Source organism: Methylobacterium sp. GXF4 (assembly GCF_000272495.1).
Classification (GTDB): domain Bacteria; phylum Pseudomonadota; class Alphaproteobacteria; order Rhizobiales; family Beijerinckiaceae; genus Methylobacterium; species Methylobacterium brachiatum.
Genome location: NZ_AKFK01000002.1, coordinates 1 through 26,477 on the forward strand (window position 1 = coordinate 1; position 26,477 = coordinate 26,477).

Consider the following 26,477-nt stretch of genomic DNA (forward strand, 5'->3'; position numbering starts at 1 on the left):
GCTCGCCGCCGCCCGCCTGCCGCAGCTGCGCAGCGTCATCCAGATCGGCGGGGCGCCGGCTCCGGGGACGATCGCCTTCGAGGAGGTGGCGGCCCTGGGCGGCGCGGGCGAACGCGCGCGGCTGCGCGGGCTCGCCGACCAGCTGCAGTTCGACGACGCGGTGAACATCCAGTTCACCAGCGGCACCACCGGCTCGCCCAAGGGCGTGACGCTGACGCACCACAACATCCTCAACAACGGCTTCTTCATCGGCCGCGCCCTGCGGCTCGGCGCGGCGGACCGGATCTGCATCCCGGTGCCGCTGTATCACTGCTTCGGGATGGTCATCGGAAACCTGGCGGCGCTCACCCATGGCAGCGCCATGGTCTATCCGGGGGAGGGGTTCGACCCGCACGCGACCCTCGAAACCGTGCAGGCCGAAGGCTGCACCGCGCTCTACGGCGTGCCGACCATGTTCATCGCCGAGCTCGACCACCCGGATTTCGCACGCTTCGATCTCGGCACGTTGCGCACCGGCGTGATGGCGGGCGCACCGTGCCCGATCCAGGTCATGCGGCGGGTGGTGGAGCGCATGCACATGCGCGAGATCACCATCGCGTACGGCATGACCGAGACGAGCCCGGTCAGCTTCCAGAGCGCCGTCGACGACCCGCTGGAGCGGCGCGTCGCGACGGTGGGCCGGGTCCACCCCCATCTGGAGGTAAAGATCGTGAACGCGGAGGGGCGCGTCGTGCCCCGCGGCGAACCCGGCGAGCTGTGCACCCGCGGCTATTCGGTCATGCTCGGCTACTGGGACGACCCGGCGAAGTCCGACGAGGTCATCGACGCCGCGGGCTGGATGCACACCGGCGATCTCGCTACCCTGGACGCCGACGGCTATTGCAACATCGTCGGCCGCCTCAAGGATATGGTCATTCGGGGCGGCGAGAACCTCTATCCCCGCGAGATCGAGGAATATCTCTACCGCCATCCGAAGATCCAGGATGTCCAGGTCTTCGGGGTTTCCGATCCGAAATACGGCGAGGAGCTCTGCGCCTGGATCAGGGTGCGCGACGGAGAGACGGTGTCGGAGGACGAGGTGCGCGCCTTCTGCCGGGGACAGATCGCGCACCAGAAAATCCCGCGCTACATCCACTTCGTGGAGTCTTTCCCCATGACCGTCACGGGCAAGGTCCAGAAGTTCCGGATGCGCCACATCGTCGAGGACCAGCTCGGCCTCGCGCGCGACGGCACGGCCGGATGATGCGCTGCCGCGGCGTCGATGACACGCCCCGACCGGCCATCGCGCGACGGGCGGCGTGGTCGCACCTGTAAGCTCGGATGGGCACAGACATTCATCCGCCGGGCGCGGCGGCGCTCCCGTGCCATGCCGATCGAGCCGCACCCGAGCCGTTGCGCTTGCGGCGCAGTTGGGTTAGGAAATCGGCGCGGCTAGCACCCGTAGCTCAGCTGGATAGAGCGTTGCCCTCCGAAGGCAAAGGTCACACGTTCGAATCGTGTCGGGTGCGCCACTTCCTCTTGGGCGCCACATAAGTTTCGACTGGCGCCATTCAGGTGCAACTACGCGCCAGGAAAGATTCTACAAGTAAAACCCTGTGGCGCAAGACTTTTTCTCCTCCGCTGGCGATCAGGCGAGCCGTGAGTTGACCAAGCCGCCTGATACGCTCGCATTGGGGTAACGGGTGTGACGTCACCAGGGATGGTGCCGGATATTCGCGGTCACGTCTCGGGCCCAGACCTAAGAGGCGCATTTCGCAAGCCTAAGACGCGCTCTCCTGCCGACCGCCGGTCTTGGTTTGCGCGTGTCATCTGCACCGATGACGGAAATCGACCTCTGGCAAGCTCGTATTTTCGGAGATTGACCGGGCAGGAACCACATCCACGCTCTCTCAAGGATAGAGACGGATAGGTCCGCGCCCCCGACGCGTGCCGGGGCGGATCTCCCGTCCCTGGCGGGATCGGATCTGGCCGATCAAAGAAACGCAGCGCCGGTGGACCGACCTGTCGCGTACCTTCACAACCGATTGTGATGCCCGTATGCCTCTAGTGACTAGAGCATCAGAGGGATCGTATGCGGTCATTCGCCATCGGCGTGCTGTCGGATCGGACGGGGGTCAAGGTCCCGACCATCCGGTTCTATGAATCCATCGGATTGCTGCCTGCGCCGGAACGCACGCAAACTAACCGTCGGACTTACGACGACGAGACGGTCAGGCGCCTGCGCTTCATCCGGCACGCGCGAGAGCTCGGGTTTGAAGTGGAGGCCATTCGGACGCTGCTCGATCTCGCCGCCCACCCCGAGCGGCCCTGCGCGGAGGCCGATGTCGTCGCGAGGCGTCACCTCGCCGACATCGACGACCGGATCGCCCGGCTGACGGGTCTCAGGGCAGAGGTCCAGGCGATGCTCGACCAGTGCACCGGTGGCCAAGTCCGCGAATGCAGGGTCATCGAGGTGCTGGCCGATCACGGACAGTGCCTGAGCGAACAGCACTGATCACGCCGGAGCCAGGCCCTTGCTTCTCTAGCCGCTAGAGAAGTTATGCCTCGCCGATCTTCTCGCGTGGTCCTCCCGGCCGCCGCGAGCCGAACCGGGATCGCCGATGACGGAACACCACGACCACGCGGAGCATGGTCACGCCCATGATCATACCGGCCATTCCCATGGCCACGCCGGACACGTCCACGCGCCGGCAAGCTTCGGCAAGGCCTTCGCCATCGGGATCGCCCTGAACGTTGGGTTCGTGCTCTTGGAGGCGGCTTTCGGCGTCCTGGGGAACTCCGTGGCGCTCCTGGCGGATGCGGGCCACAACCTCTCCGACGTGCTGGGTCTCGTCGTGGCCTGGGTCGCCACCGTTCTGGCCAAGCGGGCCCCGACTTCACGCTACACATACGGGATGAAAGGATCCTCGATCCTCGCCTCCCTGTTCAACGCCGTGTTCCTCCTCGTCGCCGTGGGCGCCATCGGTTGGGAGGCCATCCAGCGCTTCGGCGAACCGGCCCCGGTGGCCGGCAAGACCGTGATGGTCGTGGCCGCCGTCGGCATCCTTGTGAACGGCATCACCGCCTGGCTGTTCGCTGCCGGGGCCAAGGGCGACATCAACATCCGCGGGGCGTTCCTGCACATGGCCGCGGACGCCGCCGTCTCCGCGGGCGTGGTGCTCGCCGGTTTGGTGATCCTCTACACCGGCTTGACCTGGCTCGATCCGGTCGTGAGCCTTGGCATCGTAGGGGTCATCGTCTGGAGCACGTGGGGCCTCCTGCGCGACAGCCTCGCGATGTCGCTGGCCGCCGTTCCCCCGGGCATCGACCCGGCGGCAGTGCGCCACCACCTCGAAGGCCTTCCGGGCGTCACGGCCCTGCACGACCTCCACATCTGGCCGATGAGCACCACCGAGGTCTGTCTCACCGCCCATTTGGTCGTGCCCGGAGGATATCCCGACGACGCGATCCTGATGGAGGCCGCCCGCTCGATGCGGGAGCGCTTCGGGATCGGCCACACCACCCTGCAGGTCGAGATCGAAGGGGCAAACGCCTGCGCGCTGGCCCCCGACACCGTGGTCTGAGCATGCAAGCCTGGATCTACACGCTGATCCCCGCAGCGGCGGCCATCGCAGGCGCCGCCGTGGCGGTGAACCTGCGCCCCGGGCCCATCCTCGTCAGCGCCATCCAGCATTTCGCCGCCGGCGTCGTCTTCGCCGCGGCCGCAGGCGAGATCCTGCCCGACCTCAAGCATGCCGGGTCGATCTGGGCGACCCTGTTCGGCGGCAGCTTCGGGGTCGCCGCGATGCTCGGCCTGCGCAGCCTCGAAAGGCGGGTGTCGGGCCCGGTCGGGCTCTTGTCCGTCACCGGCATCGACATCCTCGTGGACGGCCTCGTCCTCGGCATCGCCTTCGCGGCGGGCGCCAAGGCGGGCATCCTGCTCACCGTCGCACTGACCATCGAGGTGCTGTTCCTCGGCCTCACCGTCGCGAGCGAACTCGGCGCGGGCGGCGCCTCGAAGCGGTGGGTGGTGGGCCTCACGGCCGTCCTCGTCCTGCTACTGCCGCTGGGGGCGCTCCTCGGCGGTCCCGTCGGCTCGCTGCCGCCCGCCTTCCAGGGTGGCTTCCTCGCGTTCGGCCTGATCGCGCTACTCTACCTCGTGACGGAGGAACTGCTCGTCGAGGCACACGAGACCGAGGACCGGCCCTGGGTCACGGCGATGTTCTTCGCCGGGTTCCTGCTTCTGCTGCTCCTCGACGAGGCAGTCTCTTGAACAGGCGCTCCCCGAAACGCCGGCGTCGTCCGCCCCGGCGAAACCCCGCTCAGTCGTCGTGGTGATGATGGTGGTGACGGCCCCGCTCCTCGAAGAACGGCCGGTCCTCGTAGCGGCGGGGGTGGTGGTGCCGGACGACGACGTCCTCGTGGTCGCCATGCCGGTAGACATCGACGTGGTCGTGCGGCCGCCGCTGGCCGTAACCGCCCTCATAGTATTGCGCCGACGCCGCCATGGGCGCGAAGGCCAGGGCCACTGCCAATCCGGCGAAGATCGTTCTCATGGGTCGCTCCGAAGCTCGATCAGATGCAGGCATCCTGGTACGAACGGATTGAACGCACCCTGAGACAGACGTTCAGCAAACGGCAACCTTCGCGCATCCCAACAAGCGAAGGGCCGCGGCGCGGGCTTGCCACTCGGCCTCGCGGTCCCCACCGGCATACGAATCAGTGCCGGTGCTCCTCCACCACGGTGCGCTCGTGGACGTCGTGGTGATCGTGGACGACCGGGCGGTCGCGGTGATGCTCCTCGACGGTCGAATGGGTATGCTCGACCTCGTCGTGATGACGGTCTCCGTGGACCGCGACACCGCCGGGACCGACGTCCACGTGCTGGGCGAACGCCCCGAGTGGGCTGAGCACGAGGGCAGCCGAGGCGGCCAGGGCGGCAATCGTGAGTTTCATCCGCATCTCCTTCGGTTCGGATCGATCTCGGAATGTATATCCCCGCGAAACCGTTCCGGAATGATTCCCGTCCATGCCCGGGCCGAACATTCGAGAGAGAGCAATTAAATTGTGCTGTGCGGATCGAGGATGGTCCCGTCGTATATGCGCGAGTTGCTGAGGAGCATCGTGCGATCACGCGTTTTGACCAACGGGAGCCGTCGATGAACTTGGCAGGTCATGGCGTTCATCGTGAGTTCAAGTCGCAGGCGGCACCACTTGTGTCGACGGGCCGGAATCGCGGATAAGGGCGACGATGGACTTCGGTGGATGGCATAGGCGCCGGCAAGCGGCGCGTGACGGGTGGGCGCTGGCCGTCCGCACGCTCATGCTCGTCCTGACGTTCGCGTTCGCCGCCCCGTCCGCGGGGTTCGCCGAGGACCTGGCCTTCCATGCCGGCGGTCACCATCGGGCCACGGAACTGACCGTGTTCGAGGCCTCCGCCGCGCCGTCGTCAGCCGACCCTGGCCTCGCGTGCCACGCCCATTGCGGCTGCCATCAGCTTGCCTACCTCGATGGCGCCCCCCTCGCGCCCGCACCGGACCGCCCGCGGCCGTCCTACGCACGGACGGCGGAGGCTCCCGTCGCCATCGCGCCCGGCCGTCCGGCACGACCGCCCCGCACTTGAGGTGACGCCGCGCGCATCCGCGCGCGGATCTTTAGTCCGGCCGCCCCACGGGCTCCGGACCCGTCCCTTCTTGAATGCAGCGGAACGACCGCGGCGGCATGCATGCCCGCCCGGCGTCCCGGTCGAGTGGTTCCCATGCGCATCCTCGTTCTCGCGGTCGTCCTGGCCGTCGGCATAGCCGTCGGCGCGACCGTGCCCGCCGTCTCGGGCTTCGTCCGCAACACCCTGTCGGCCGCGGGGGTGCCGCCGACCCTATTCGCGTTCACCGGCGGGACGGGTGCCGCGGCGCCGGCGACCGAGCCCGACCATGCCGAGGGCGACGGCCACGACCATGCCATGCCCAAAGCCAAGCCCGCGACCAAGCCCGCCGCGAAAGTCATGGACGGACATGCCCAAGGCGAGCACGCGCATTCCGAGGCTGAGGGCGAGGAAGGCCACGTCAGGATGACGGCGGAGCAGGTCGAGACGCAGGGCATCCAGGTCGCCAAGGCCGACGGCGGCACGCTGGCGCGCCATCTCCTCGTCCCCGGCACCATCACGCCGGATACCGACCGGATCGCCCGCGTCCCGGCCCGGGTGGTCGGGACCGTCGCGGAGATGCGCAAGCGCCTCGGCGACGCCGTGCAGAAGGACGAGATCGTGGCCGTGCTCGACAGCCGCGAGGTCGCCGACGCCAAGAGCGACTACCTGACCGCCCAGGTCCAGGCCGAGCTCCAGAAGATCAACTTCGAGCGTCAGCAGAAGCTGCTCGCCTCCCAGGCCGCGTCCGAGGCCGCGTTCCAGAACGCCCGCGCGACCTTCCTGGAGAACCAACTGCGCGTCGACCTCGCCCGCCAGAAGCTGTCGGCGCTCGGGCTGAACGCCGCCGAGGTCCAGGCGGCGCAGAAGCGCGACGAGGCCACGCCGAACCAGTCGAGCCTGCGCCGCTACGAACTGCGCTCGCCGTTCGCAGGCCGCGTCGTCGAGCGCAAGGTCGACGTCGGGACCACTGTCGGCAGTCAGGGCGACCCGGCCGACCTCTACACGGTGGCCGACCTCGGGACGGTCTGGATCGAGCTCTCGGTTCCGACCTCCGATCTCGCCAAGGTCAGGGAGGGCGCCATCGTCACCGTCACGCCGAGCCAGGGAGGTGAGGAGCGGCACGAGCGCGGCAAGGTGATCTTCGTCAGCCCGTTGCTCAACGCCGACACCCGTGCCGCCCGGGTCGTGGTCGCCCTCCCGAACAAGGACATGGCGTGGCGGCCCGGTACCTACGTCACCGCCGAGGTCGAGATCGCGACCGAGCAGGTCCCCGTCCGAGTGGCCAAGGCGGCGTTGCAGACCATCGAGGGCAAGCGCGTCGTCTTCGTGCGCACCGAGGAAGGCTTCGAGAAGCGCGAGGTCGAGCTCGGGCGCTCCGACGACGATTCCTTCGAGGTCAAGGCGGGGCTCAAGCCCGGCGAGGAGATCGCGGTGGCCAACACCTTCCTGCTCAAGGCCGAGCTCGGCAAGGCCGAAGCCGACCACGACCACTGAGGGGCGGGACATGATCAATCGAATTCTCGACGTCTCGGTCCGCCAGCGCTGGCTCGTCCTGCTGCTCTCCCTGCTCGCCGCCGGCTTCGGAGGCTACGCGGTGACGAGGCTGCCCATCGACGCGGTGCCGGACATCACCAACAACCAGGTCCAGATCAACACGACCGCCCCCTCGCTCTCGCCGGTTGACGTCGAGAAGCAGGTGACCTACCCGGTCGAGACCGCGCTCGCCGGCATCAAGGGCCTGGAATACACCCGCTCGCTCTCGCGCAACGGCTTCTCGCAGGTCACCGCCGTCTTCGCGGAGAAGCTCGACATCTACTTCGCCCGCCAGCAGGTCGCCGAGCGTCTCGCCCAGGTGAGGGCGGACCTGCCACCCGGGGTCGAGCCGCGGATGGGCCCGATCTCGACCGGCCTGGGCGAAATCTACATGTGGTCGATCCACTACGCGCAGCCCGCCGAACGGAAGGTCTCGGCATCGGGCAAGCCGGGCTGGCAGCCGGACGGAAGGTACCTGACCCCGGAGGGACAGGCGCTCCGAACCGAGCTTGAGCAGGTCGCCTACCTGCGCACGGTCCAGGACTGGATCATCCGTCCGCTGATCAAGACGGTCCCGGGCGTCGCCGGCGTCGACGGCATCGGCGGCTTCGAGAAGCAGTACCACGTCCAGCCCGACCCGACGAAGCTAGCCGCGCGCGACCTGTCCTTCTCCGACGTCACCCGGGCGCTGGAGACCAACAACGCCAACCAGGGCGCCCGCTACCTGGAGGACAACGGCGAGGGCTACGTCGTCCGCGCGGCCGGTCGCCTGGAGAACATGGACGAGATCGCCGACGTGGTCGTGGCCACGCGGGGCGGCGTGCCGGTCCGGATCAAGGACGTCGCGGACGTCCGCATCGGGCGCGACCTGCGCACGGGCTCGGGCAGCGAGGACGGCCAAGAGGTCGTCGTCGGCACCGCCCTGATGCTGATCGGCGAGAACAGCCGCACGGTGGCGGCCGCGGTCGACGCCAAGATGGAGCAGATCCGCAAGTCCCTGCCGCCGGGCGTCGAGGTCCAGACGGTGCTCAACCGGACGGTGCTGGTCGAGGCCACGGTGAGGACGGTGGTGAAGAACCTGTCGGAAGGCGCGGCCCTCGTCATCGTCGTCCTCTTCCTGCTGCTCGGCAACATCCGGGCGGCCGTCATCACGGCGCTCGTCATCCCGGTCGCCATGCTGATGACCATGACCGGCATGGTCGAGGCGAAGATCTCGGCCAACCTGATGTCGCTCGGCGCCCTCGATTTCGGCCTCATCGTCGACGGGGCGGTGATCATCACCGAGAACGCCCTGCGCCACCTCGCCGAGCGGCAGCATGGGCTGGGCAGGGCCCTCGACACCGAGGAGCGCCTGGAGACGGTGCGGGCATCGGCCGAGGAGATGATCAAGCCGTCGCTCTACGGTCAGGCGATCATCATCCTGGTCTACGTCCCGCTCCTGACCTTCACGGGGGTCGAGGGCAAGATGTTCGAGCCGATGGCGCTGACCGTGATCATCGCGCTCGTCGCGGCCTTCGTGCTGTCGCTGACCTTCGTGCCGGCGCTGATCGCCATCGTCATCACCGGCAAGGTGACCGAGACGGACAACCTCATCATCCGCGCCCTCAAAGCCCTCTACCGGCCGGTATTGGGCGCGGCGGTCCGGGCGCCATTCCTCTTCGTCGGCGGGGCCCTGCTCCTCCTCGTCGGGGCCGGCGTGCTGTTCACCCGCCTCGGGACCGAGTTCATCCCGCAGCTCGACGAGAAGAGCATCGCCCTCAACGCGACCCGGATCCCGTCGACGTCGCTGACCCAGTCGCAGACGATGCAGCTCAACGTCGAGCGGGCGGTCTCGAAGTTCCCCCAGGTCGCCTACGTCTTCTCGAAGACCGGCACCGCCGAGGTCGCCTCGGACCCGATGCCGCCGAACTCGTCCGACACCTTCGTCATTCTGAAAGCCCAGGAGGAGTGGCCCGACCCGAGCCTATCCAAGGCCGAGTTGCAGGAGCAGATCGAGAAGGCGGTCGGCGCGCTCGCGGGCAACGTCTACGAGTTTTCCCAGCCGATCCAACTGCGCTTCAACGAGCTGCTCGCCGGGACCCGCGGGGACCTCGCAGTGAAGGTGTTCGGCGACGAGTTCGAGCCGATGCTCAAGGCCGCCAACCAAGTGGCCGCGTTGCTCCGCGGCATCGACGGCGCCGAGGACGTGAAGGTCGAGCAGACGGCGGGCCTGCCGTTCCTGGAGATCAAGATCAACAAGGCCGAGGCCGCACGATACGGGCTGAGCACCGGCGCCATCCAGGAGGTCATCGGGGCCGCCATCGGCGGCCGGGAGGCCGGCGTCGTGTTCGAGGGCGATCGGCGTTTTCCCATCGTGGTGCGCCTGACCGACAAGGTCCGCGAAGACCGCGAGGCGTTGGAGAACATCCCGGTGCCGCTGCCGCCGGGACCGAACGGGCGCGCGACTTCCGTACTCCTGAAGCAGGTGGCCTCCTTCTCGGTGAGCGAGGGACCGAACCAGATTTCCCGGGAGAACGGCAGGCGACGGGTGGTGGTGACCGCCAACGTCCGGGGCCGCGACATCGGCTCGCTCGTGGCCGAGGCACAGGCGAAGGTGGGTAGCCAAGTCCAGCTTCCGCCGGGCTACTACGCGACCTGGGGCGGGCAATTCGAGAACCTCGCCTCGGCCAAGCGGCGGTTGACCGTCGTGGTGCCGGTCTGCTTCTTCCTGATCTTCCTGTTGCTTTACTCGGCCCTGGGTTCGCCGCGGGACGCGTTGCTGGTGTTCAGCGCGGTGCCGCTGGCCCTGACCGGGGGAATCTTCGCCCTTTGGCTGCGCGGCATGCCGGTCTCGGTTCCGGCCGCGGTCGGGTTCATCGCGCTCTCGGGCGTGGCGGTCCTCAACGGCCTCGTGATGCTGACCTTCATCAAGCAGCTCGTGGCGGAGGGCCGGCCGAAGCGCGAGGCCATCCTGGAGGGTGCCATGACCCGCCTGCGTCCGGTGGCGATGACGGCGCTCGTCGCATCGCTCGGCTTCGTGCCGATGGCCATCGCCACCGAGACGGGGGCCGAGATCCAGCGGCCGCTCGCAACCGTGGTCATCGGCGGCTTGATCAGCGCGACCCTGCTGACGCTGATCGTGCTGCCGGCGCTCTACGCCCGCTTCGGCAAGGCCGCGATGCCGAAGGCCGCCAAGCGGCCGACGGAGACCGTATCGCGGCACCTCAAGGCTGCGGAGTAGCCCCGGATGCGCATCCTCGCGATCACGGCCGCCATGGCCTCCCTGTCCACCTTCGTCACCACTCCCGCATCGCCCGCGGCGGGGGTCGAGGGCGGCGACGCACCGTTCGGGTTGTCCTGGGGACCGGTCGACGCGGTGCCGCGTCCGCTCAAGGTCGACCGCGAGGCCAACCTGACCGCCCTCTACTATCCGCATGGCTGGCCGCCGGCCATCGGGGCGGGCACCGCGGAGGTGGTCCTCGTGGTCTGCCGGGACGAAGGGCTGCAACAGGTGGTCTGGGTTGGCCTGCCGATGTCGGGCGAGGCCCTGGCGAGGACGCGGCGCGCCATCCACGACGAAGGCGTTCGCCGCTATGGCGAGCCCGCACCGGGGCCCGTGGCCGATTCCGAGCTCTGGCCGGGCGGCCGGGCGCTCCTGGCCAGCCGCGAGGTCACGGATGGGCGGCGCGAACTCGTCATGACCGCATTCGGCCCCGGCTACCCAGCCTGCTCGGCGGCCCATCGCGACGCGACCGGACACCCGGCCGGCGTGCACGTCGCCGACCTGATCGGTGTCGGCGCCCCCTGATGAGGCTCCCCGGTACAAATCCCGGCCGGTACTGCATGCGCGGGCGCGGATCGCTCGAAGACGGACGCCCGTTCGATGGCGCCCGGACGAGAGCAAGGCCGGCGTCGGCCTCGCGGCGTTCCGGTACGGCACGGCGGGGCGAAGCGACGAGGCCGGGATGAAGCCCCCTGCCGAGAGGAGCCGCGTGCAGCGTCGGACGGCCAGGGCCGGCGTGCTCGATGGCGGGGAATGCCTCGCGCGCCGGACGCCTGCACCGGGCGGGCGGTCGGCACCGGCCGCCCTGGCCAGCCCAACGGCGGCCGGAACGCCTCGCTCCATGGTCGCGTCCCTGATCGGGCTTCGGCGGCCTCGGGACCGGCGCACCGACGGCGTTTGGCGCCGTGCATTGGCCTGCCTGCTCGCCTTTGCCCTGATCATCGCTCTCGTGGACCCGGCCCCGACATCGCCCCGGGTCGGACCCGAACACGCGAATGGGCCCGGCACGTCGTCCCTGTTCGAACCGGATGCGACCATGTCGCCCGCGGACGACTACGCGGACCGAGGGCGCCCCGGATCGCCTCGGTGCAACGGTCACTGCTCCTGTCATGGGGCCATTCGGCCCGACGGCGCACTCGCGTTGCCCGTGCGTGTCGCGCGGGCCGTGGAGTTCCTGTTGTCCGGCGATGGCTTCCGGTCCCGGAAGGCCGCCCCGCCCCACGACCCGCCACGCGCCTGACCGCTCCGCTGCCGCGAGCCGCGGCGGCGCCCCGGGTCGAAGAGCCCCGTCCTTGACCTGGATGTGAGTGCGCTCGCCTCGCGTGAGCGCGCGGCCCGTCGCCGTGACGCAGCCGCAGGTCGGAACCGCCTACGAGATCGGGTGGAGCGATGCGCGTACCCAGTCCCCCCTTGGCCACCCCCGCACGGCCGACCGTCGGCCTCGGCGCCGACGGCCTCCGGCTAGCGCGAAGACGTCCGTCGGACGTCCCGGACCCCTCGGTGCGAGGGAGCCCACTGCCGTTGGACACCTCGAAAGCGGTCTGGCCGCCCCGAGCGAGGCTCGTCCCATGTCGGCTCGGCCGCCGCACCCTCGCGTTGGCCCTCGCGGCCCTCGCGGCCCTCGCGGCGAGCGCGGTCGGCAGCCCGCGGGCCGAGACGCTGGAGGGCTCGCTGGGGCGTGCCTACCGCGCGAACCCGGAACTGAACGCGACGCGGGCGGGCTTGCGGGCGACGGACGAGGAGGTCGCGATGGCGCGGGCCGGCTACCGTCCGACCGTCGCCGCGGACGCGGACGTCGGCGTACGGAACGTGCAGGGGGCCGCAGGCGGCGAGCGCCTGGCGCGAACCTCGTTCCCGCGCGGTGCGGGGCTGACCGTCGAACAGACCCTGTTCAACGGCTTCCAGACGGACAACGACACCCATCGCGCGGAATCGAACGTGCTCGGCAGGCGCGAGGCCTTGCGCTCCGCCGAGAACACGATCCTGTTCAATGCCGCGCAGGCCTACATGGACGTCCTGCGCGACACCGCGACCGTGGAGCTCAACCGCAACAACATCGCGGTCCTGGAGGAGCAGCGCCGCCAGACGACCCTGCGCTTCCGGCTCGGCGAGTTGACCCGGACGGATGCCGCGCAGGCCGACGCCCGCCTGGCCGGAGCCCGCTCGCAGCTGAGCGCGGCGGAGGCGCAGCTCCGCGCCCGCACCGGCGTCTTCCGTCAGGTCATCGGCGTGGACCCGCGCCGGCTCGCCCCCGGGCGCCCGCTCGACCGCCTGGTCCCGCCACGTCTCGAACTCGCGCTCGGCATAGGGCTGGCCGAACATCCACGGATCCTCTCCGCGCTCCACGCGGTCGATGCCGCCGAGGCGCAGGCGAAGGTTTTCGAGGGGAGGCTCTACCCTCGGGCCGGCGCCTCGGGCGTCGTACAGAGGCGCCGCGACGAGGAGGAGCCGGGCGACGATGTCCTTGCGGCCGGGATCGCCGGGCAGGTGACGGTTCCCGTCTACGAGGGCGGGCAGGTCTACGCGCAGGTCCGGCAGGCCAAGGAGCAGGCCGGGCAGCTGCGCATCGAGGCGGAGCAGGTGCGCGACGCCGTCCGCGCCGGCATCGTCGCAGCCTGGGCACAGCTTGAGGCCTCGAAGGCGCAGGTCGCCGCCTCACAAGCCCAAGTCCAGGCCAACGAGGTGGCGCTGGCCGGCGTGCGGGACGAGGCGCGGGCCGGCCAGCGCACCACCCTCGACGTCCTGAACGCCCAACAGGAACTGCTCAACGCCCGGGTGGGCCTTGTCGTGGCGCAGCGCGACCGCGTCGTGTTCTCCTACGGCTTGGTCCAGGCACTCGGCCGCCTCACCGCGCGCTTCGCGGAGCTGCCCGTGGCTCCCTACGGCGCCAAGGCCCACTACGACCAGGTCGAGGACCTCTGGGCGGGCCTGCGCACGCCCGACGGCCGCTGACGCCCCGTCCGCGAGACGCCGCCCGGGACAGCTTTCCCCCGGGATCGCCCGCGGCCCGGCCACCCTGCGCCACCCCCACTCTCAAGCCCGCCGCTGCGGAACGGCGCGGGAAGCCCCGAGGCTCTCACGAGAGAGGGCCGGACACCATGTCGGAGCCCTTCTTGGTCACGCCCTCCCTGATTCATGCCTTGGCCCACCGGATGACGGGGGTCGATTACCCCCACAGCCACTGGTGGGTCGACCTCTTGGCCCTGCTCGCCTTCGTGGTCGCGCCGGCCTGGACAGGATGGCTGCTGGTCCGGCTCGGCCTGCGATGGATGGGGCCGGGAGGACGTCGACGGGTCCACCCGGTCGCCGTCCCGTCGCGCGAGCCCCGCGCCGGATCGGTGCCGCCGAGGCCCGGCAGCGCCCGCGAGGGCAACTATGGCTGGTGCCTGGAGCGTTTCGTCGTCCGTGCGACGCTGCGCTTCCAGCTGCGTCTCGTGCTGCTCTCGCTGCTGACGTTGCCCGCGGCGTGGCTCCTCCTCGAAATCCCCAAGCACATAATCAATCGCGCCATCACCGACGCAGATGGGGATGGGCATCCGGAGATGGTGGTCCTCGGCTTCACCCTGAGCCAGGTGGAGCTCCTGTTCGCCCTGTGCGGGAGCTACCTGGCCGTGCTCACGCTCGGCGGGCTCGCCAAGTATGCGGTCAACCGGTCGCGCGGGCGCGTCAACGAGCGTCTCGTGCGCCGCCTGCGCCTCGCCATCCTCCGCCGCGCGCGCGGCGAGCCCTCCCCCGACCGACGGGCCGCGCTCGCGGCCGTGGCCATGCAGGAAGTCGAGCCGATCGGCTATTTCGGCGGGAGCCTCGTCGTCGTGCCGCTGATGCAGGGCGGAACGCTCGCGACCAGCATCGTCTTCCTGCTCCTCCAGAACGCCGCCCTCGCGTTGGCGGCGCTGATGATGCTGCCGGTCCAGCTCACGCTGCTGCCGCCCCTGCAGCGGCGCCTGAACGCGAAGGTGCGCGAGCGGGTCCACGCGACGCGGGCCTTGGGAGGTCTCCTGACCGCGGCGCCGGCCGGTCGGGAGGCCACGCCGCCACGCGACCGGCCCGCACGGACGCCGGCCCGGTCGCGGCAGATGCGCCTGGCCGAGGACCTTGAGCGCGTGCGCGTCGAGATCAACGACCTCAAGGGCCGCCTCAAAGGCCTGTACAACTACACCTCCAACCTGACGCCGTTCTTCTTCTTCGCGATCGGCGGCTACCTGGTCGTGCAGGAGCGCCTCTCGCTTGGCGCGCTCGTCGCCGCGCTGGCGGCCTACAGGGAGATCGCGCCGGCGATGCGCGAGGTGTTCGATTTCGTCCAGAGCTGGTCCGACGCGAACGCCCGGTTCGAGGAGGTCACGACGGCGCTCCGCCCCGCTCCGCCGGGCCCTGCGCCCCGATAGGCCCGAGCGGCCAAGCGTTCAATCCGGCCGCTCCGGCCGGCCCGGCGCGCCCGCCGCGGGCGGCAGGAAGGCGACGCGCAGGAGGTCGACGAGGTGGCGGCGGTTCACGAGGAACAGGATCGCGGCGAGCCCGAGATAGACCCAGGCGAGCGCGGACAGGGTCGCCACCGTGCGCGCCGCGTCGTCCCGGTAGGCGAAGGCCAGCCCCACCTGCAGGCCGAAGAGGCTCGCCAGGGCGAATGCCGAGACGAGGCCGAGACGTAGCCGCAGCAGCAGGCCTAACGCGAACAGCGATTGCGCGGCGGTCAGGAGGAACTCCTCCGCCTGGCGGGCGTCGAGCGGCAGGTTCGCCAGCGAGCCGGCGCCGACGCTCATCGCGAGCGGCAGCATGCCGACCAGCAGCGTCCACTGGCTGATCTTGTCGCTGACGAGGGTGCCGAGCCCGTTGGCGGCCCGGCCCGCCAGCACGAACAGGACCGCGACGGTCATGGCCGGGGCTTCGCTCGCCAGCGGCGCGAGCCACTGGATGAGGAGGAACTCGTCAAGCCCGAGGACCCGGCCGGCGCCGACCAGCGCCTCGGCGAACGGCTCGGCCGAGACCAGGATGACCCCGCAGGCGACCAACGTCAGAGCCGCCGTCGCGGCCCACCGCATAGCCACGGGCAACGCGTTCAGGGCGGCGGCAGGGCCGGGCTCCTCATCCTCATCTTCGTCCTCGGGCGCGCTGCGGGTGCGCCAGACGTAGGCGCCGAAGAACGCCGCCAGGACCACGAAATCGAGCGGCCCGATGCCGTCCTTGAGCACGATGACGAAGGCGTACAGGCTTGCCAGGAGCAGGAAGGCGACCTCGACCGCGTTGGCTCGGGTCAACTCCACCGCGCGGCCGCCGCCCCGCGCCCAATGGATGGCGACCAGGAGCGGCCAGGCCAAGCCGACGAGCAGCCGGTTGGCCCCCGTCATGTTGGCGGCGGCGTAGTGCACGTACTGCGAGCCCGGCCCCGCCTTGCCGGCCTGGTAGGCGTAGTAGAGGTCGACCGCATATTCCGGCAGCACGGTCACGAGGGCGACGACGGCGATGATCAGCCCCTGCGAGACGTGCCGCTCGGCGGCTTCCGCCCCCCAGGACAGCAGGAAGCCCGCCGCGAGAATGGCGGCCCCGAAGGCCGCCGTCTCGCCGATGGGCCCGACCTGCAGGCCGGTCAGCCGCAAGGTCAGGGCCGGCGTCGCCGCCGCGACCGCGAGGGCGACCAGCATCAGGAAGCGTCCCACTCCGTCCCTCCTCGTCACACTCACGGGCCGTGGCAGCCGGGCGCGGGCGGGCGCCGCCGCCGGGCGGGCCCACGGCCGCGGCGGGGTGACCGAACCTCGCCGGGCGCCCTATCCGATGTGTCCGGCGGCCCCGGCCAATCCCGCCCCCATCACGCTGGCGGCGCCCGCCCGAGGTGCGTGATCGGCCGGTCGGAGGGTACTCCGTTCGGCTCTCCGACGGGAACGGTGCGGCCGCGCCGAACGGCTGGCGTGAGCAGAGCACGCACCCGGTCCGCAGGACGGCGACCGCCGGATCGAGCCCCTCACGAAATCTCCCCCTCGGCAGCGGCGCGCCGCCGATCGGACGCGAGGAATCCGCCGAGGAACAGCAGGACCGCCCCGGCGGAGATCCAGACGTCCGCCAGGTTGAAGGTGAACCAGCGGATGCCGCCGGTGTGCAGGTCGAGGTAGTCCGTGACGACGCCGTCCATGAGCCGGTCGACGAAGTTGCCGGCGGCCCCGCCCGCCATCGCGGCGAGCCCGAGGCGTTCGAGCCCGCCGCCCGCGGCCAGGGCCCAGCCGGCCACGAGGCAGGTGAGCGTGCCCTGGATGGCGAGGAGCAGCGCCAGGGAGGACGGGTCGTGCGCCGGGAGCAGGCTGAAGCTGATGCCGTGGTTGAACGACAGGCTCAGGTCGACGAAGGGCAGCGCGCCCCTGACGGCGCCTTCGTCCAGCCACGCCTCGGCCGCCGCCTTCGCGCCGAGGTCGATGGCCGCGGCGGCCACCGCCACCCCGGCCACGGTCCCGACCCGGCCGGCCCACCCCGACTGGACCATCATCACGCCCTCAGGAGACGGAGCGCGTTGGCCGTCACCAGGACGGTCGCGCCGGTGTCGGCCAGGATGGCCGGCCAGAGGCCGGTGATGCCTGCGATGGTCGTCACCAGGAACACGGCCTTGAGACCGAGGGCGATGGCGACGTTCTGACGGATGTTGCCCAGGGTCGCCCGAGAGAGGGAGACCAGCGCGGCCACGTCGCCCACCCGGTCGTTCAGCACCGCCGCATCGGCCGTCTCCAGGGCCGCGTCGGTGCCGCCGCCCATCGCGACGCCGACGCTGGCGGCGGCGAGCGCCGGCGCGTCGTTGATGCCGTCGCCGACCATGGCGACCGGCCCCATCTCCTTCAGGGCCGCGATCTCGGCGAGCTTGTCCTGGGGCAGGAGCTCGGCCTTCACGTCGAGCCCGAGCTCGGACGCGACCGCCTCGCCCGTGCGCCGGTTGTCGCCGGTCAGCATCACGCTGCGCACGCCGAGCTTCCGCAGGGCCGCGATGCCGGCTGCCGCGTCGGCGCGGGGCTCGTCCCGGACCGCGATGGCACCCAGGGCCTCGGCGCCACGGACGACGATGACCACCGTCTTGCCGCCGGCTTCGAGGTCCGCGACCGCGCGCTCGGCCTCGGGACCGAGCCGCGCGCGCTCGGCGGCGTGGCGCGGGGAGGCGACAAGCACCGTCTGCCCCATGACCGTGGCCTGAACCGCCTTGCCGGGGATGGCGCGGGCGTCCCGCGTCGGCCGCAGCGGCACCCCGTCCGCGCTCGCCCGGTCGAGGATGGCCCGGGCGATGGGGTGGCTGCTTCCGCTCTCGACCGCGGCGGCCAACCCGAGGAGCGAGCGCTCCGACGCGTCCGGTGCGAAGGCCAGGATGTCCGAGACCCGCGGCCGTCCGGCGGTCAGCGTCCCGGTCTTGTCGAACGCGACCGTGCGCACCCGCCCGATGACCTCCAGCGCGGCCCCGCCTTTCACGAGCAGCCCGCGCCGCGCACCGGCGGCCAGTCCCGAGGCGATGGCCGCCGGGGTCGAGAGCACCAGCGCGCAGGGGCAGGCGATGAGGAGGAGCGCCAGGCCCCGGTAGATCCAGGTGCCCCAGTCGGCGCCGAGCAGCGGCGGCACGACGGCGACCGCGGCCGCGAATGCGAACGCGACGGGCGTGTAGACCGCGCTGAACCGGTCGATGAAGCGCGCCGTGGGCGACTTCGATGCCTGCGCCTCCTCGACGAGGTGCAGGATGCGGGCGACCGTGTTGTCGGCCGCCGTCTTGGTGACCCGGACCTGGAGCGCGCCGTCGGCGTTGACGCTGCCGGCGTAGACCGGGTCGCCGACCTCCTTGGGCTTCGGGACCGACTCGCCGGTGATGGGGGACTCGTCGAGGCTCGACGCGCCGTCGGTGATCACCCCGTCGGCGGGCACGCGGTCGCCCGGTCTCACGACCACGACCTGCCCGATGGCCAGCGATGCGGCGGCCACCTCACGGATGGTGCCATCGGCCTCGTCGACAAGGCGGGCGGTCTTCGGCACAAGGGCCGCGAGCGCCTTGATCCCCGCCCGCGCCCGGCCCGCCGCCACGACCTCCAGCATCTCGCCGACCGTGAAGAGCAGCACGACGATGGCGGCCTCCTCGGCGGCGTGGATGGCGAGCGCCCCCGCGGTCGCGACCGACATCAGCATCTCGATGGAGAAGGGCGTTCCGGCGAACGCCGCCATGGCCGCGCGGCGACCGTAATAGGCGAGCCCGACGAGCGCGCCCGGCCAGTAGGCGTACTCGCCCGCCACGCCCGGCGCGACCCGCTCGACCAGGAAGCCGGCGGCGAACAGGGCGCCGATCAGGATGCCCAGCCGCGCCTTGCGGCTCCGCCAGAGCGGCGGCTCGGGCTCCGCCGCGGTCTCGGCGGACGGGGTGCCGCCCGAGGCTTGCGCCATAGCCAGGTCCGCGGCCGTGGGAAGCGGCGCGACGCCGTAGCCCAGGCGCTCGATGCGTCCCTCCAAATCGGCCCTCGGCGTCGCGGCCTCGTCGAGCGCGAGGTCGAGGACCTGGCTGCCGTAGTTCACGCGCACGTCCGCGACGCCCGGCAGCCGGGAGACGGCGGTCTCGATCTTCCCGGCGCAGGTCGGGCAGTCCATGCCCTTGACCCTGTAGCGCAGGGCCTGCGGACCGTTCGTGGGGAAGGGGGTGCGGTCCGCGCCGGCGGCCTGGTTCATGGTGCGCTCCGTTCGCCCGGATCCTGGTCCGGACTGGGAAGGCAGCCTACATGCACCCTGTAGTCGCTACAGGGTCAAGGCCGTGCGGACCGCCTCTTCCATGACGATCGGCAGCCTCGCGGAGGCCACGCAGACCCGTGTCGAGACGGTCCGGTGGTACGAGAAGGTCGGGTTGCTGCCTCCGCCGGCGCGGTCGAGCGGGAACTACCGGCTCTACGGGCCCGAGCACCTGCGCCGGCTGAGCTTCATCCGCCGCGGTCGAGCCCTGGGCTTCACCGTGGAGCAGATCCGGGACCTGCTCGCCTTGGCGGACGACCGGGATCGCTCCTGCGGCGAGGTCGACACCATCGCCCGCGCCCATCTCGCCGACGTGGAGCGAAAGCTGGCCGACCTGACCCGGCTCGCCTCGGAACTCCGCGAGGTCATCGGCCAGTGCGGCTGCGGGTCGGTCGCCGACTGCCGCATCATCGAGGCCCTGTCGCCGTTGGGTGAACCCGCGTGAGCGATTTGGGCCCGGGGTCAGCGAGCGACGTAGGGCGTCACCAGCACCCGGCTCTCGAAGAGCCCCTTGGCCATGAACCCGCAGCACGCGACGGCGAGGATGGCGACCACAATTGCGACGAAGGTTCGGCGTGCGGCGGCCCGGACGTGCGGCCTGACGCGACGGCGACGGCCCGCATTCCTCTGGCCCCAAGCATGGCGTTCCACGCGAACCGCCCCGTTCCGGCCGACGGGCATCGCGGGCTTGCCCCCGCGACGTTCCGAGGCCTGGGGATACCATGTCGGCGGTCAAGGCCGGAAGGGCCGGCGCTGCCAGCCCCCGGGAGATAAAAAGACAGTACCGCGCGAGGCGAACTCAGACTAGAACGGCCTCGGAAACCAAGAAGCCCACAGGTTGGAACCTGTGGGCTTCACACGGGCCGGAGCCCATGGGTTGCTGACGGCGCACCGTTCAGCGTTGACGGATCGGATATGAGTGCATGGGGCTGGATAGTCAAGCGGAAAAATCGAGGATCCGGGCCGCACTCTACATCGACGGTTTCAATTTATATCATTCCGTCAACGACTTAGGAGAGCCCTTCCTGAAGTGGTGCAACTTCTGGAAGCTGGGGGAGTCGATCATCCCGCGGCAGTCGGAGGAGCTCGTCCGCGTCGTGTTCTGCACGGCCTATTACCCGGGCGACCACAGCAAGAAAATACGCCACGAACGCCTGGTCCGGGCGCTCAAGCTGGTCGGCGTCGAGACCGTCCTCGGCCACTTCAGCCATGAAGACGCCAAGTGCCGGGACTGCGGCTCCATTTGGCAGAAGCCGACCGAGAAGGCCACGGACATCAATCTCGCGCTCAGCGTCTACGACGATGCCGTACAGGACGTCATGGATACTGCATATCTCCTGACCGCCGATACGGACCAAGCGGCGACAGCCAAGCTGTTCGCCAAGCGCTTTCCCGGCAAGAAGCTCGTCAGCGTCAGCCCCCCCGGCCGGACCCACTCGCAGCACATCCTGTCGCACACCCCGCACAAGATCGCGCTCAACCGAGAGCATATCGAGAGGGCGCTGTTTCCGGGGCTCGTCACCGCGGAGGGGCAGGCCTCCGTCATGCGCCCGCACGAGTACGACCCGCCGGCCGGCTACGTGATGTGGGACCAGCGTCCGAAGCCCGCGCCCAAGTCGGGGGCGAAAGCGGCCGCGCCGGCGGCGGCGATGCCCGAGCGCTGAACCCGCCGCGGCCTCAGGCCGGTTCCCCGCCCCGGTACCGCGCGAACGTCGACCGTCCGTCCTTCCCGAACAGGACGACGTCGTAGGTCTCGGGCTGCATGTCCTCGACCTCCATGCCGGGCGAACCGACCGGCATGCCCGGCACGGCCAGACCCGTTCCCTCGGGCCTCTCTGCGAGGAGCCGCTTGATCACCCCGGCCGGGACGTGCCCCTCGATCACGTAGCCGCCGACCTGGGCGGTGTGGCAGGAGAAAAGCTCGCGAGGCACGCCCAGACGGATCTTGAGCGGGTTCACCGGGCCCTCGGTCACCGTGACGGCGAAGCCGGCCTTACGCAGGTGGGTGACCCACCTCTCGCAGCAGCCGCAGCTCGGGTCCTTGTTCACCGCGACCGTCGGCAGCCCCTCCGCCAAGGCGCCCCGTCCGAGCGCCAGCCCCGCCGCCAAGCCCACGAGCACGGCACGTCGGGATGGAATCGCATCGTTCCTCATCGTCATCTCCCGTTCCCTCTTACTCGGCCGCCTGAGGCAGCCGCATCGCCTCAGCGTTCGTCCCCTCGCGGACCGCGCCGGCCGGGGGCAGCCCACGCCCCTTCACCAAGGCGTAGACTGCCGGGATCACGACCAGCGTCAGGACGGTCGAGGAGACCATGCCGCCGATCATCGGCACCGCGATGCGCTGCATGACCTCGGAGCCCGAGCCGGTGCTCCAGAGGATGGGCATCAGGCCCGCCATGATGGCGACGACCGTCATCATCTTGGGCCGCACCCGCTCGACCGCGCCGACCATGATGGCCCGACGCAGGTCCGGGCGCGCGAGAGGGCGTCCCTCGCGCCCGCACTGGGCGCGGACCTCGTCGAGGGCGTGGTCGAGGTAGACCAGCATGATCACCCCGGTCTCGGCAGCGACGCCGGCCAGGGCGATGAAGCCGACCACCACCGCGACCGACAGGTTGAAGCCCATCCACCAGAGCAGCCAGACCCCGCCGACCAGGGCGAAGGGCAGCGACAGCATCACGATGAGCGTCTCGGTCAGGCGCCGGAAGTTCAGGTAGAGCAGCAGGAACACGATCAGCAGCGTCAGCGGCACCACGACCGCGAGGCGCGCCTCCGCCCGCTCTAGGTACTCGTACTGCCCGCTCCACTGCAGGGTCGTGCCCTGGGGCAACTTGACCTCGTCGGTGGCTGCCTTGCGTGCCTCGGCCACGTAGCCGCCGAGATCGCGGCCGGCGATGTCCACGAATATGTAGACCGCGAGCTGGCCGTTCTCGGTGCGGATCGAGGTCGGGCCCCGCGTCAGCTCGACCTTGGCGACCTCGCGCAGGGGGACCGTGCCCCCGGCCAGCAGCGGTACCTGCACCTCGTCGGCGATGGCCCTGGGATCCGAGCGGAAGGCGCGGGGGTAGCGCACGTTCACGGTGTAGCGCTCGCGGCCCTCGACCGTGTTCGTCACGGACTGGCCGCCGAGCGCCGAGGCGACGACGTCCTGTACGTCTCCGACCATCAGGCCGTAGCGTCCGAGCGCCTCGCGATCTGGGGTGATGTCGAGGAAGTAGCCGCCGATGACCCGCTCGGCATAGGCGCTCGACGTTCCTGGCACGGCTCGGATCACCCCCTCGACTTGACGGGCGACCCCCTCCATGGCCTTCAAGTCGGTCCCGAGCACCTTCACCCCGACCGGCGTGCGGATGCCGGTCGAGAGCATGTCGATCCGGGCGCGGATCGGCTGCGTCCAGGCATTCGACACGCCCGGGAACTGGAGCGCCGCGTCCATTTCCGCCTTGAGGCTGGAGAGGGTTACGCCGGAGCGCCACTCCGCCTTCGGCTTCAGCGTAATGACCGTCTCGAACATCTCCATCGGCGCCGGGTCGGTGGCCGTGTTGGCGCGACCCGCCTTGCCGTAGACCGAGGCCACTTCGGGGAAGCTCTTGATGATCCGATCCTGGGTCGCCAGGAGCTCGCCGGCCTTCGTCACCGAGATCCCGGGCAGGGTCGTCGGCATGTAGAGCAGGCTGCCCTCGTCGAGGTCGGGCATGAACTCCGACCCGAGCTGCCGGGCCGGCCATGCGGTCGCCGCCAGCACGCCCAGGGCGAGGAGGATGGTGAGCACCCGGGCCCGCAGCACGCCGGCGATGAGCGGCCGGTACAGCCAGATGAGGAGCCGGTTCAGCGGGTTGCGGTGCTCGGGCACGATGCGCCCGCGCACGAACAGCGCCATCAGGGCCGGCACCAGGGTGACCGAGAGGAGCGCCGCGGCCGCCATGGCGAAGGTCTTGGTGAAGGCGAGCGGCCCGAACAGCCGCCCCTCCTGGCTCTCCAGGGTGAAGATCGGCAGGAAGGAGACCGTGATGACCAAGAGCGAGAAGAACAGGGAGGGACCCACCTCCGCCGCCGCCTCGACCAGGACCTCGACACGCGGCTTTCCCGGGGGCGCCCGCTCCAAGTGCTTGTGGGCGTTCTCGATCATGACGATGGCGGCGTCGATCATGGCGCCGACCGCGATGGCGATGCCGCCGAGCGACATGACGTTGGCTCCGATTCCGAGCGCCCTCATGCCGGCGAAGGCCATCAGGATGCCGACCGGCAGCATCAGGATGGCGACCAGGGCGCTGCGCACGTGCAGGAGGAACACCACGCAGACGAGCGAGACCACGATGCTCTCCTCGACCAACGTGTGCCGCAGGGTGTCGATGGCCGCGTCGATGAGTTGCGAGCGGTCGTAGACCGGCAGGATCTCGGTGCCGGCCGGCAGGCTTTTCGCCACCTCGGCGAGCTTCGCCTTCACCCCCTCGATCACGTTGAGGGCGTTGGCGCCGAAACGCTGCAGGACGATGCCGCCGGCGACCTCGCCCTCGCCGTTCATCTCGGTGATGCCGCGGCGCTCGTCCGGCCCGAGTTCGACCCGGGCTACGTCCCGGACCCGCAGCGGCGTGCCGCCCGAGGTCTTCAGCACGATGTTCTCGATGTCGGCGACGCTGCGGATGTAGCCGCGGCCGCGCACCATGAACTCGAACTCGGACAGCTCGACCGTGCGGCCGCCCACGTCGGCGTTGCTCGCTCGGATGGCGTCCCGGAGCTTGTTGAGGCTAATGCCCTGCGCGCGCAGCCGGTTTGGGTCGACCACCACGTTGTACTGCTTCACGAACCCGCCGACGCCCGCGATCTCGGCGACCCCCTCGGCGCGCGAGGCCCCGAAGCGGACGACCCAGTCCTGGATCGAGCGAAGCTCCGCGAGCGTCCGCTCCTTGGCGACCACCACGTACTGGTAGACCCAGCCCACCCCCGTCGCGTCGGGCCCCAGCGTCGGCGTCACCCCCGCGGGAAGCCGGCTCGCCGCCCCGTTGAGGTACTCCAGCACACGCGAGCGGCCCCAGTACGGGTCGGTGCCGTCCTCGAAGATCACGTAGACGAAGGAGACCCCGAAGAACGAGAAGCCGCGGACCACCTTCGCCTTCGGCACCGTCAGCATGGCGGTGGTCAGCGGGTAGGTGACCTGGTCCTCCACGACCTGAGGCGCCTGCCCCGGATACTCGGTGTAGACGATGGCCTGCACGTCCGAGAGGTCGGGGATGGCGTCCAGCGGCAGGGTCCGCAGCGCCAAGACGCCGGTCGCGACCGCGAACACGGTCCCGATCAGCACCAGGACGAGGTTGCGGGCCGACCAGCCGATGAGGCGGGCGATCATGGCGTCGCCCCCGTGCCCGCCGCCTGCCGATCGTCCTTCGGCGCGGTCAGGGACTGCAGCGCGGCCTTCAGGTTGCTCTCGGCGTCGATCAGGAAGTTCGCCGCCGTGACCACCCGGTCACCGGCCGAGACGCCCTCGCGGATTTCCGTGTAGCCCCGGCCGCGCAGGCCGATCTTCACCGGCTTCGGCTCGAAGCGCCCTTCGCCGTGGTCGAGGAGCACGACCTGGCGCTCGCCGGTGTCGATGACGGCGTCGTCGGGCACCGCCACCACCGGCTTGGCGTCGCCGGTCGCGATCTCGACGTCGGCGTACATCGACGGGCGCAGCGCTCCGTCGGGGTTCGGCAACTCGATGCGCAGCCGGGCGGTCCGGGTTTCCGCCATCAGGTGCGGGTAGATCCGCGTCACGGTCCCGGAGAAGGTCCGCTCGGGGAAGGCCCGGACCCGCACCGTGGCCTTCTGCCCCTCCGCCACCGCGGCGAGGTCGCGCTCCGGCACGTCGGCGAGCACCCAGACGCGGGTGTGGTCGACGATGCGGAACAGGACGTCGCCGGACTTGGCCTTCATCCCGTCCGAGACGTTGCGCTCGACCACGACGCCGTCCCGCGGCGAGGACCAGACGATGGAGGGCGGCACCTTATGGGTGCGCTCGATCTCGTCGATCACCTCCGGCGGGATGGCGAGGTTCTCCAGGCGCCGCCGGCCGCCCTCGTAGCCGATGGAGGTCAGGTACTGGGCCGCGACCGCGTTGATCTCGGGCGCGAACAGGCGCAGCAGCGGCTGGCCTTTGTGGACGTGGTCGCCGGTGGTGACCGGCTCGACCTTCTCGATGTAGGCGTCGGTGCGCATGGCGATGACGGAGATGCGGCGCTCGTCCTCCTCGACGCTGCCTGGCGCCCGAACCGGCAACGACAGGACGCGGCGCTCGGCGACCTCGGTCCGCACGCCGGTGCGCTGGACCTTGCCCGGCGAAATCTTCACGCCGCCGCCCTCGTCCTCGCCCGCGTAGACGGGGATGTAGTTCATCCCCATCGAGTCCTTCTTCGGAACCGGCGAGGTGTCCGGCAGCCCCATCGGGTTGCGGTAATACAGGACGCGGCGATTGCCGGGACCGGCCGCGCCGGCCGCCATCCCACCCTGGCCCATGTCGTGGCCGGTCATGTCTTTACCGGTCACCTCGGCGGGCATGGCTCCGGCCTCGGCATCCTCGCCGTCGAACCGCACGTCCTCGCTGGCGTGGACCGCCCGGAACTCCCGCCCGTCCCCTGTCGCCATCGGCGCGAGCGAATAGGCCGGCTTCCCGTCCGGGTCCCGGTAATAGACGACCGGGCCGGACGCGGCGGCGAGACGGGCCGCAGGCGGCCCCGCCGCGGACGGCATCCAGCGCGCGAACCCGTCCCGCGCCCGGTCGACGAACGCGACCGGCAGTCTCGATGCCGCCCGCGCCGCGAGGTCGGACACGGACGGGCCGTCGCGCCCGACCCAGAGCCCGGTGCCCCAGGCCGCGAGCGCGGCGAGGGACCCGGCGAACCATGCCGACCGGCTCATTTGGTGGCCTGGACGATCAGCTTGTCCTCGACCGTCCCGGTCTCGCCCTGGACCTTCGCGGCCAGCGACAGGCGCCAGCGGCCCTGCATCCCGAGATGGGCCTTGAAGCGGTAGATGCCGGGTTCGGTCGAGGGGACCTGCTCGACCTTGGTGGCCATCTCCTCCATGGCGTCGGGGGCCATGTCGAGGCGCTTGGCGAAGATCACCGCGTCGGGCACCGGCTTGCCGGTGCGCCTGTCGAGGAGCCGGACCGCGAGGACCGCGTCGCCGACCTTCGCCTCCTCCTGGACGAGTTGGAACTGGTAGTCCTTGACGTCGGCGAGCGCCGGCAGGGCCGGGGTCGACAGGGCGACGCCGAGCAGCGCGGCCGCGACGGCGCGCGCGAGGGAATTCCTGGTCACTGGGATGTCTCCTGAACACGATGTGAAGGGCCGCGCGGGC

20 protein-coding genes and 1 tRNA gene are annotated in these 26,477 nt (G+C 70.5%); 12 read left to right on the top strand and 9 right to left on the bottom strand.

The window, feature by feature from the left end:
• From WYO_RS00165 to WYO_RS00185, 5 genes are all read left to right on the top strand, one after another.
• Window positions 1–1,243 (top strand): AMP-binding protein (locus WYO_RS00165; RefSeq protein ID WP_007557624.1); only part of this gene is annotated, 1,243 nt, incomplete at its 5' end.
• Between the two features lie 191 nt (window positions 1,244–1,434).
• A tRNA-Arg gene (locus WYO_RS00170) sits at window positions 1,435–1,511 on the top strand.
• Window positions 1,512–2,071: 560 nt separating this feature from the next.
• A complete protein-coding gene (locus tag WYO_RS00175; RefSeq protein ID WP_007557625.1) occupies window positions 2,072–2,494 on the top strand; it encodes a helix-turn-helix domain-containing protein in 423 nt (140 codons plus the stop codon).
• A 106-nt stretch (window positions 2,495–2,600) separates the two neighbouring features.
• Window positions 2,601–3,563 carry a cation diffusion facilitator family transporter gene (locus tag WYO_RS00180; protein WP_007557626.1) on the top strand — a complete coding sequence of 321 codons (963 nt, stop codon included), beginning with the start codon at window positions 2,601–2,603 and terminating at the stop codon, window positions 3,561–3,563.
• Window positions 3,564–3,565: 2 nt separating this feature from the next.
• Window positions 3,566–4,252, top strand: a complete 687-nt coding sequence (locus tag WYO_RS00185) for a hypothetical protein (protein WP_007557627.1) — start codon at window positions 3,566–3,568, stop codon at window positions 4,250–4,252.
• Between the two features lie 49 nt (window positions 4,253–4,301).
• On the opposite strand, the gene WYO_RS00190 is transcribed toward WYO_RS00185, so the two are convergent.
• The gene (locus WYO_RS00190; RefSeq protein ID WP_007557628.1) at window positions 4,302–4,535 is read right to left on the bottom strand and encodes a hypothetical protein; all 234 of its coding nucleotides are present in this window, start codon (window positions 4,533–4,535) and stop codon (window positions 4,302–4,304) included.
• A gap of 163 nt (window positions 4,536–4,698) precedes the next feature.
• Window positions 4,699–4,935 carry a hypothetical protein gene (locus tag WYO_RS00195; protein WP_007557629.1) on the bottom strand — a complete coding sequence of 79 codons (237 nt, stop codon included), beginning with the start codon at window positions 4,933–4,935 and terminating at the stop codon, window positions 4,699–4,701.
• Between the two features lie 802 nt (window positions 4,936–5,737).
• Here WYO_RS00195 and WYO_RS00205 point away from each other — a divergent pair.
• From WYO_RS00205 to WYO_RS00225, 5 genes are all read left to right on the top strand, one after another.
• Window positions 5,738–7,117: an efflux RND transporter periplasmic adaptor subunit gene (locus WYO_RS00205; protein WP_007557631.1), complete on the top strand. Its 1,380-nt coding sequence runs from the start codon at window positions 5,738–5,740 to the stop codon at window positions 7,115–7,117.
• Between the two features lie 10 nt (window positions 7,118–7,127).
• The gene (locus tag WYO_RS00210) at window positions 7,128–10,376 is read left to right on the top strand and encodes a CusA/CzcA family heavy metal efflux RND transporter (RefSeq protein WP_007557633.1); all 3,249 of its coding nucleotides are present in this window, start codon (window positions 7,128–7,130) and stop codon (window positions 10,374–10,376) included.
• A 33-nt stretch (window positions 10,377–10,409) separates the two neighbouring features.
• A complete protein-coding gene (locus tag WYO_RS00215) occupies window positions 10,410–10,943 on the top strand; it encodes a hypothetical protein (protein WP_047170697.1) in 534 nt (177 codons plus the stop codon).
• Window positions 10,944–12,014: 1,071 nt separating this feature from the next.
• The gene (locus WYO_RS00220) at window positions 12,015–13,370 is read left to right on the top strand and encodes a TolC family outer membrane protein (protein WP_039901805.1); all 1,356 of its coding nucleotides are present in this window, start codon (window positions 12,015–12,017) and stop codon (window positions 13,368–13,370) included.
• 146 nt (window positions 13,371–13,516) lie between these two features.
• Window positions 13,517–14,803 carry a hypothetical protein gene (locus tag WYO_RS00225; RefSeq protein ID WP_007557638.1) on the top strand — a complete coding sequence of 429 codons (1,287 nt, stop codon included), beginning with the start codon at window positions 13,517–13,519 and terminating at the stop codon, window positions 14,801–14,803.
• Window positions 14,804–14,821: 18 nt separating this feature from the next.
• On the opposite strand, the gene WYO_RS00230 is transcribed toward WYO_RS00225, so the two are convergent.
• From WYO_RS00230 to WYO_RS00240, 3 genes are all read right to left on the bottom strand, one after another.
• Window positions 14,822–16,072: a sodium/hydrogen exchanger gene (locus tag WYO_RS00230; protein WP_007557639.1), complete on the bottom strand. Its 1,251-nt coding sequence runs from the start codon at window positions 16,070–16,072 to the stop codon at window positions 14,822–14,824.
• A 302-nt stretch (window positions 16,073–16,374) separates the two neighbouring features.
• A complete protein-coding gene (lspA, locus tag WYO_RS00235) occupies window positions 16,375–16,890 on the bottom strand; it encodes a signal peptidase II (RefSeq protein WP_007557640.1) in 516 nt (171 codons plus the stop codon).
• Window positions 16,890–19,085, bottom strand: a complete 2,196-nt coding sequence (locus WYO_RS00240; RefSeq protein ID WP_007557641.1) for a heavy metal translocating P-type ATPase — start codon at window positions 19,083–19,085, stop codon at window positions 16,890–16,892. The genes lspA and WYO_RS00240 overlap by 1 nt, the downstream gene beginning before the upstream one ends.
• A gap of 100 nt (window positions 19,086–19,185) precedes the next feature.
• On the opposite strand from WYO_RS00240, the gene WYO_RS00245 reads away from it, so the two are divergent.
• Complete coding sequence (locus tag WYO_RS00245) at window positions 19,186–19,587, top strand: helix-turn-helix domain-containing protein (protein ID WP_007557643.1); 402 nt, start codon at window positions 19,186–19,188, stop codon at window positions 19,585–19,587.
• A 478-nt stretch (window positions 19,588–20,065) separates the two neighbouring features.
• Entirely contained in the window at window positions 20,066–20,806 is a 741-nt protein-coding gene (locus tag WYO_RS00255; RefSeq protein WP_007557645.1) for an NYN domain-containing protein, read from the top strand.
• A 13-nt stretch (window positions 20,807–20,819) separates the two neighbouring features.
• Here the strand turns inward: WYO_RS00255 and WYO_RS00260 are convergent, their stop codons facing one another.
• From WYO_RS00260 to WYO_RS00275, 4 genes are read right to left on the bottom strand one after another with little or no spacing between them, the layout of a single operon-like run.
• Window positions 20,820–21,296 (bottom strand): DUF411 domain-containing protein, encoded by a 477-nt coding sequence (locus tag WYO_RS00260; protein ID WP_039901829.1) that lies wholly within the window; start codon window positions 21,294–21,296, stop codon window positions 20,820–20,822.
• Between the two features lie 19 nt (window positions 21,297–21,315).
• Window positions 21,316–24,489 carry a CusA/CzcA family heavy metal efflux RND transporter gene (locus tag WYO_RS00265; protein ID WP_007557647.1) on the bottom strand — a complete coding sequence of 1,058 codons (3,174 nt, stop codon included), beginning with the start codon at window positions 24,487–24,489 and terminating at the stop codon, window positions 21,316–21,318.
• Entirely contained in the window at window positions 24,486–26,036 is a 1,551-nt protein-coding gene (locus tag WYO_RS00270) for an efflux RND transporter periplasmic adaptor subunit (protein ID WP_007557649.1), read from the bottom strand. Before WYO_RS00270 ends, WYO_RS00265 begins: the two co-directional genes overlap by 4 nt.
• Complete coding sequence (locus WYO_RS00275; protein WP_007557650.1) at window positions 26,033–26,437, bottom strand: FixH family protein; 405 nt, start codon at window positions 26,435–26,437, stop codon at window positions 26,033–26,035. Before WYO_RS00275 ends, WYO_RS00270 begins: the two co-directional genes overlap by 4 nt.
• Window positions 26,438–26,477 lie beyond the last annotated feature (40 nt).

Coding starts and splice junctions, on each gene's coding strand:
- WYO_RS00210 (WP_007557633.1), top strand. CDS start 7,128: ATGATCAATCGAATTCTCGACGTCTCGGTCCGCCAGCGCTGGCTCGTC.
- WYO_RS00260 (WP_039901829.1), bottom strand. CDS start 21,296: ATGAGGAACGATGCGATTCCATCCCGACGTGCCGTGCTCGTGGGCTTG.
- WYO_RS00225 (WP_007557638.1), top strand. CDS start 13,517: ATGTCGGAGCCCTTCTTGGTCACGCCCTCCCTGATTCATGCCTTGGCC.
- WYO_RS00205 (WP_007557631.1), top strand. CDS start 5,738: ATGCGCATCCTCGTTCTCGCGGTCGTCCTGGCCGTCGGCATAGCCGTC.
- WYO_RS00180 (WP_007557626.1), top strand. CDS start 2,601: ATGACGGAACACCACGACCACGCGGAGCATGGTCACGCCCATGATCAT.
- WYO_RS00245 (WP_007557643.1), top strand. CDS start 19,186: ATGACGATCGGCAGCCTCGCGGAGGCCACGCAGACCCGTGTCGAGACG.
- WYO_RS00240 (WP_007557641.1), bottom strand. CDS start 19,085: ATGAACCAGGCCGCCGGCGCGGACCGCACCCCCTTCCCCACGAACGGT.
- WYO_RS00265 (WP_007557647.1), bottom strand. CDS start 24,489: ATGATCGCCCGCCTCATCGGCTGGTCGGCCCGCAACCTCGTCCTGGTG.
- WYO_RS00195 (WP_007557629.1), bottom strand. CDS start 4,935: ATGAAACTCACGATTGCCGCCCTGGCCGCCTCGGCTGCCCTCGTGCTC.
- WYO_RS00185 (WP_007557627.1), top strand. CDS start 3,566: ATGCAAGCCTGGATCTACACGCTGATCCCCGCAGCGGCGGCCATCGCA.
- WYO_RS00175 (WP_007557625.1), top strand. CDS start 2,072: ATGCGGTCATTCGCCATCGGCGTGCTGTCGGATCGGACGGGGGTCAAG.
- WYO_RS00270 (WP_007557649.1), bottom strand. CDS start 26,036: ATGAGCCGGTCGGCATGGTTCGCCGGGTCCCTCGCCGCGCTCGCGGCC.
- WYO_RS00215 (WP_047170697.1), top strand. CDS start 10,410: ATGGCCTCCCTGTCCACCTTCGTCACCACTCCCGCATCGCCCGCGGCG.
- WYO_RS00190 (WP_007557628.1), bottom strand. CDS start 4,535: ATGAGAACGATCTTCGCCGGATTGGCAGTGGCCCTGGCCTTCGCGCCC.
- lspA (WP_007557640.1), bottom strand. CDS start 16,890: ATGATGGTCCAGTCGGGGTGGGCCGGCCGGGTCGGGACCGTGGCCGGG.
- WYO_RS00255 (WP_007557645.1), top strand. CDS start 20,066: ATGGGGCTGGATAGTCAAGCGGAAAAATCGAGGATCCGGGCCGCACTC.